This window comes from Bacillus sp. AK25, from assembly GCF_048270685.1.
Taxonomy (GTDB): domain Bacteria; phylum Bacillota; class Bacilli; order Bacillales; family Bacillaceae; genus Bacillus; species Bacillus altitudinis.
In genome coordinates this window covers 1-5,957 of record NZ_JBLUWC010000004.1, presented here as the reverse complement: position 1 = coordinate 5,957, position 5,957 = coordinate 1, and the positions used below count along the sequence as shown (strand labels likewise).

The following is a 5,957-nucleotide window of genomic DNA, read 5'->3' as shown; positions in this document are numbered from 1 at the left end:
CATGGAAGAATTAGAGGACACAAGACCCTTTTAAGCGGTTATTAATGTCACAAATCGCCTGTGTTGCGTTCAACGTGGCAGAGTGGGCAACTATCAACCCCACACAAAGAAAACGTCTCACAGGCGATTTTACAACTTGAAGCATAAGGAGTTTTTAATATGAAAAAAAAACAGCAAAATGAATCTTCTCATAATATAGATTTGTGGGAAGATGTTGAGTTTAATGACATCTGGGAAGATGTTGAGTTTAATGACATCTGGGAGGGTGTTGAAATTCGTGATGATTGGAACGATATTGAGATACTTGACGAGTGGGAGTTATTTGATTGGGGCGATATAACAGGCAATGCAAGTAGGAAACAAGCAAGGAAAAAAAAGACACCCCAAGCAAGGAACAAGCAAGGAAAGAAGGGCATATCGTGACACGGAATTTGCACGGAACGCAAGCGAGGAAAAAGCGAGGAAGAACAACGGAAAAACAACGGGAAAACGCCCTCTCTATTAGTTAAAGTTACATAAATAAAACGCCCTTCTGTGTGCATTAAACACACTTGCAGCCTCAACAATTTGCAGAATCATTTTTGCAATGCTATTTTTGCACAAAACTTTAATTATATCAGTATGGAAATAGGCAATATCAAAGTTAGCGAGAACACCGCCAAATGGATAAAGGCGCAAGTGTGTTCAAAGGAGTTATTCAACATCGTTGCTGACAATCTGGGCAACGAGAAAGCAGTTGCAGAGTTTGACAGGATATTTCGCCCTGTTTCGGAGTATCTTTCAGAAAAGACACAAACGAGCATTGAAGACCATATCTTCTTTGATGATAGTTTTAAGGGGGAAATTTAGTTTCTTTCATGGGAAAATAGTATCTTTGCAAACGAAATGCCAATTTTGGCGTTTTTAAATCCACTTTTTAGGTTGCTCACCTGTGAGGGCGAGCGACCTTTTTAGTTGCCTAAAACGAAGTGAACGGCAATTATAGCGGACAATTGGCGGACAAAAACCAAAAACACCACACCAAAAATATTTCTAAATGTTTGATAATAAGCAGTATATAAAATATGGTTTGTAGTCTCGGAGGGACTACCATTGTAAGATTAAGAAAAATCTAAAATACACAAAATCAGCACTTTATAAAAAACCGATTGGCGGACAAAATTGCAAAAAGGGCGGACAAAATTGCCTAAAGTTGCATTTTGGCGGACAAAAAGCGGACAAAAACTTTGGTACTTTCAATATATATTTTTACCTTTGCCAATGGATTTAAAAACGTAACAAAATGGCAAAGTACAATTTATCTTTATCGAGCAGAGAAGACCTCTCAAAGAAGAGGCAAGTTCTGGTTAGGGCAACCTTCGGAAAAAATTTCCGCATGAGGTTTAAAAGTGGTGTTTGGGTAAACCCTGTAAATTTTGATGATGTGGCAAACGAAATTATAATTCCTAAAAAGGGAAGACTTAATTTCATGGAACGAGCCGAAGCAACACAGGCAAAGAGCCAATTAGACACTTATCTAAATCGCATTGACAAGATTTATTCTGCAATGAGTATCCACATGGAGGAACTAACAAGCGAGTTCTTTGAAAAGGCGATGCAAGCAACTGCAGACATGAACGCAAGCGACATTAGTTATTACTCTATCACAAAGGAGATAGCGAAAAGAGAACAGGAAAAAGAAATCATGGAAAAACTCAATATAGACAACCCTATTAGGGATATTGACTTTTTCGGCATGATGAATCTCTATTTGGAGAAGAGCGACTTTTCCGAGAGGCGCAATAAGGCATACCAAGTTCTAATTAGACAATTGTGCCGTTATCAGTTGTTTGTGCAAATGACTGACAAGAAAAGGAAGTCTTTTTCTTTGAATGTTGCCACAATAGACACCGAAACACTTGAAGACTTTTTCGACTACTTCCGAAACGAGAAAGAACTTTCCGAAGAGAATCCGAAGTTGTTCAACAAGATGTTAGAGTTATATCCTGTTGAGGCTACACCTAAACACAAAGGAACTTTGGCAGAACGTGGGCGCAATACCTTTGTTAAGACAATGAAGATGTTTAAGGCGTTCTTTGTCTGGTGCAACGAAAACGGAATAACAAGTAACAATCCCTTCAAAGGTGTTAAGATAGGGACTGAATCTTACGGAACGCCCTTCTTTTTGACTATAGCAGAGAGAAACGCCATTGCAGATGCAGACTTGCAAGAGTTATGGGACAGCCTCAACGATGAAGACAGGGAGAAAGTCCATGACGTTGCTCACATGGGAATAAAAAGGTTAGCAATACAAAGAGACATCTTTGTTTTTCAATGCTTAATCGGTTGCCGTGTCTCTGACCTCATTAGACTAACATCTGAAAACGTTGTAGATGATGCGCTGCAGTATATCCCCACAAAGACCAAATCGGAGAAACCGAATGTTGTAGAAGTGCCGTTAAATGAACGTGCAAAGGCATTGGTGGAGAAATATAATGGCGTGGATAGCAAAGGGCGTTTAATGCCGTTTATCACACCTCAAAATTACAACGATGCAATAAAAGGTTTGCTTTATCTCTGCAGCATTAAGCGCAACGTTACAACCATAAACCCCACTACAGGAGAAGAAGAGCAGCACCCCATTTGGGAGGTTGCCTCTTCACACATGGCAAGGCGCACCTTTATAGGCAATCTTTACAAGAAGGTGCAAGACCCTAACTTAATTGGCAGCATGAGCGGACACGTTGAAGGCTCTAAAGCATTTGTCCGCTATCGTGACATTGACAAGGATATGAAGAAAAACGTTATCTCACTTATTGACTAAAGGAGGGCAAAGACATGAACGAAGAGGAGAGAAAAAAGGCTATAGAAACCGCAAATTGGGAGGAACTTACACAAAAAGACCTCACAAATGATGTGGAATTTGGTTACTATTATGAGGCGTTAGTTTTACGTTATATTCGTGGTTTAAAACGAGCAGCGATTTTAGGAGTATTAAACACAATATATAAGAAAGTGCAGCACCAACAGGACAAGAAAGGGTTTGCCACAAACATATTTTTGTTTTATGAAGAGCATAAACAAAACGACTATGAACTTTCAAACGAACAAAGGCACATAATTAGCGAGTGGGCGGAAGCCGAAAGCGAGCAGCCTCAACAACAAGAAAACGAATTGCCAGAGCGAGTTAGAAACGGACTTAATGACAATGTTCTAATAGAAATGTTTGACAATGACAAGGAAAAACTTAAAATGTTTTTGTTGTTTTGTGAACAATCAAAGAATGGAGAAAGTATAGTTAAGAAAGCAAACCAATTAAAATTATTCGATAATAACACAATAAAAAAAGTCCATGACAAGATATATGATTTATTCGGCAATAAGGTAACAGGTTACGACAATTGGAAAACGTATGCAGTAAGAAAGCGATAACAATAGGCAGCATTAAATTGCTGCCTTTCTCGTACAATCATTTTTCTCCTTTTTTATTCCCTTTTTATTCCCTTTTCATTCCCTTTCATTCCCTTTATTCCCTTTTAATTGTTTGCCGTTTTACTTTGTTCTATTTTTGCAGCAGCAACAAAGATGATAACAGGCTCTTTTGTTGTGGTGGGATATTGTAACCGCCTGTTAGGTTATTCCAAGACCACACACTAATAATATCTTAAAAAGATGAACATTCAACAATTATTAAGCACTAATTCAAATGTGCAAGTGGTGGTAAACGTGGCAGACCTTAAAGAGTTTGCTTTGTCTCTCATCGATGAGGCTAAAAACATTGAGGAAGTGAAACCAGAGCCGATGTTTACGCCCAAAGAGTTTGCAGCACGTCACGGAGTGGATAAAAGCACCCTTTGGCGTTGGTGCAAGTGTGGTGTTTTGACACCGCTGCATATAGGCGGAAAAACTTTCTATCGTGATTCATGCCTAAAGATACAGGAGGGGTAACACCATGAGCGATGTGAAGATACTATCCGAAGTTATCAACGAATTATATAATAGTCCGTTGGTAGATAGCGAGAGCAGAGAGTATAATGTATTTGGCGGATTAAAAAAGTGGAGGGAATCACATGAAAAGTAGAAAAGAGAGTTTCGTGTTTTATCGGGATTGGTACGAGGGTATAAAGGCTTTAGATGTGCATTTGCGTTCGGAGTTGATAGAAGCAATTATTCATTTTGCCTTTGAAGGCGTTGAGCCTCCTCTATCCAAAGAGGTTAAAACAATTTTTAATTTTGTTCGCCCTAAACTTGTTCGTGATGCAAACAAGTACGAAGATATGTGCCGAAAAAATGCAGAAAACGGACAAAAAGGAGGAAGACCGAAGAAAACCCAAATAACCCACTCGGTTACAAATAACCCACTCGGTTACGAAAACCATGATAAGGATAATGATAAGGATAATGATAAGGATAATGATAAGGATATTAAAGAAAGTACTAAAGTACCAAAGAAAAACATTTCTTTGACTATCTCTGAAAGAATGGAAGAGTTCCGAAAGGAGTTATCCCCATATCTCGAAAAATATGGAAAAGATATGCTTAATGACTTTTTCGAGTATTGGACAGAGCCAGACACGAAGGGAAACAAGATGAGGTTTGAACTTGAAAAGACATGGCGTTTAAGTAGTAGGTTGTCACGTTGGCAAAGGAGGGGTAATAATGGAAAATCTTGTTAATGACTTAAGTGCAGAACGTTCCGTTGTCGGTACACTCATAATGTACAATAGAATGTTCTATGCCGTGCAAGAAGACATCTCGCCAGAATGTTTCTATAACAAGAAATGCGAAATTATCTTCAATGCCTTCGTTACTATGCTATCCGAAGGAAAGGGGGTAGATGTTATTTCTATAATGGCATATATGAGCAGCCACAAAAGCGGTGTTCCTGTAAATGCCGATGACATCACGGAAATTATAGATTATTGTCTGCCAAGTGAGTTGCTACTAAAGCAGCACGTTACAAGGCTCAAAGAATTACGTTTAAGGCGTGATTTGTGGCGCACAGGCTGCCAATTAATAAACGTTGGTACTAACGAAGGTTGCGACATACAGGAGGCGTTAAAGGCAATGAATGGTGTTGGCATTGCTGCAGAGAGCAACAAGACACAATCCATGAAAAGTGTTGTTTGCAGCATGGATAAGATAGTAAGCGATAACCGCAACGGCAACAAGGCACAAGGTATAAACACAGGATTCGCCTGTTTGGACTCTCGCTTTGGTTTGCACCTGGGAGACCTCACTATAATTGCAGCAGAGACCTCACAGGGCAAGACATCATTTGCATTGTGTCTTTGCCTCAACGTTGCAGCAAAGGGCGTTCCTGTTGTCTTCTATTCAATGGAGATGAACGCCCAACAACTAACGGCAAGAATGGCAGCGACAATAAGCGGTGTTAATTCCAACAGGATATTATATGCGCCTCTGAACGATGAAGATAAGAGTAACTATGAACTTGCAGCAAAGCACTTGAAAACTCTTCCTATCTTCTTTGATGACAAAAGCACCTCTTCAATAGAAAATATCCTTCTATCCATTAGGGCGAACGCAAGAAAGAACAAAACGAAAATTGCAGTTATCGACTATCTTCAAATTCTGGGTACTAATCAAAGCATTGGCAACACCGAGCAATTTTATGGCGATGTGAGCAGAAAACTAAAGAATCTTGCGAAAGAATTAGATATTTGCATTATCGCCTTATCCCAACTGAACAGGGACAGGAACAACCCAGAGCCTAATTTGGCACGATTGAGGGCGAGCGGACAAATTGCGGAGGCTGCAGATGTTGTCCTGTTGCTATATCGCCCAGAGTATTACGGAAAGTCTTACAAGGACAATTCTATAGATACTAAAGGAACTGCATTGCTCACTATCGCCAAAGGGCGTAATATAGGAGTGGGAGAAGAAGTAATCGGATTTAATGCCGAAACAACTTACTTTTTCGACCTTAACGGCAGGATTCCAAAGGTAGATGCAAATAT

General features: G+C 39.5%; 7 protein-coding genes. All 7 read left to right on the top strand.

Annotated features, from left to right (window positions below; all coding sequences use genetic code 11):
- The first annotated feature begins 159 nt into the window (after positions 1 to 159).
- Positions 160 to 423 (top strand): hypothetical protein, encoded by a 264-nt coding sequence (locus ACNO7B_RS19040; protein ID WP_417901877.1) that lies wholly within the window; start codon positions 160 to 162, stop codon positions 421 to 423.
- Between the two features lie 144 nt (positions 424 to 567).
- Positions 568 to 849: a hypothetical protein gene (locus ACNO7B_RS19035; protein ID WP_417901876.1), complete on the top strand. Its 282-nt coding sequence runs from the start codon at positions 568 to 570 to the stop codon at positions 847 to 849.
- Positions 850 to 1,282: 433 nt separating this feature from the next.
- Positions 1,283 to 2,803: a site-specific integrase gene (locus tag ACNO7B_RS19030; protein ID WP_417901875.1), complete on the top strand. Its 1,521-nt coding sequence runs from the start codon at positions 1,283 to 1,285 to the stop codon at positions 2,801 to 2,803.
- Positions 2,804 to 2,817: 14 nt separating this feature from the next.
- Positions 2,818 to 3,411: a hypothetical protein gene (locus ACNO7B_RS19025; protein ID WP_417901874.1), complete on the top strand. Its 594-nt coding sequence runs from the start codon at positions 2,818 to 2,820 to the stop codon at positions 3,409 to 3,411.
- Positions 3,412 to 3,705: 294 nt separating this feature from the next.
- Positions 3,706 to 3,927, top strand: a complete 222-nt coding sequence (locus tag ACNO7B_RS19020; protein ID WP_417901873.1) for a hypothetical protein — start codon at positions 3,706 to 3,708, stop codon at positions 3,925 to 3,927.
- 122 nt (positions 3,928 to 4,049) lie between these two features.
- The gene (locus ACNO7B_RS19015; RefSeq protein ID WP_417901872.1) at positions 4,050 to 4,655 is read left to right on the top strand and encodes a DUF6291 domain-containing protein; all 606 of its coding nucleotides are present in this window, start codon (positions 4,050 to 4,052) and stop codon (positions 4,653 to 4,655) included.
- Positions 4,639 to 5,957, top strand: a 1,319-nt coding sequence (locus ACNO7B_RS19010; protein WP_417901871.1) for a replicative DNA helicase, incomplete at its 3' end; no start/stop codon positions are given. The genes ACNO7B_RS19015 and ACNO7B_RS19010, both read left to right, overlap by 17 nt.

What these genes read in the sequence shown, in the direction of transcription:
- ACNO7B_RS19040 (WP_417901877.1), top strand. Translation starts at nt 160, where the DNA reads ATGAAAAAAAAACAGCAAAATGAATCTTCTCATAATATAGATTTGTGG.
- ACNO7B_RS19030 (WP_417901875.1), top strand. Translation starts at nt 1,283, where the DNA reads ATGGCAAAGTACAATTTATCTTTATCGAGCAGAGAAGACCTCTCAAAG.
- ACNO7B_RS19015 (WP_417901872.1), top strand. Translation starts at nt 4,050, where the DNA reads ATGAAAAGTAGAAAAGAGAGTTTCGTGTTTTATCGGGATTGGTACGAG.
- ACNO7B_RS19025 (WP_417901874.1), top strand. Translation starts at nt 2,818, where the DNA reads ATGAACGAAGAGGAGAGAAAAAAGGCTATAGAAACCGCAAATTGGGAG.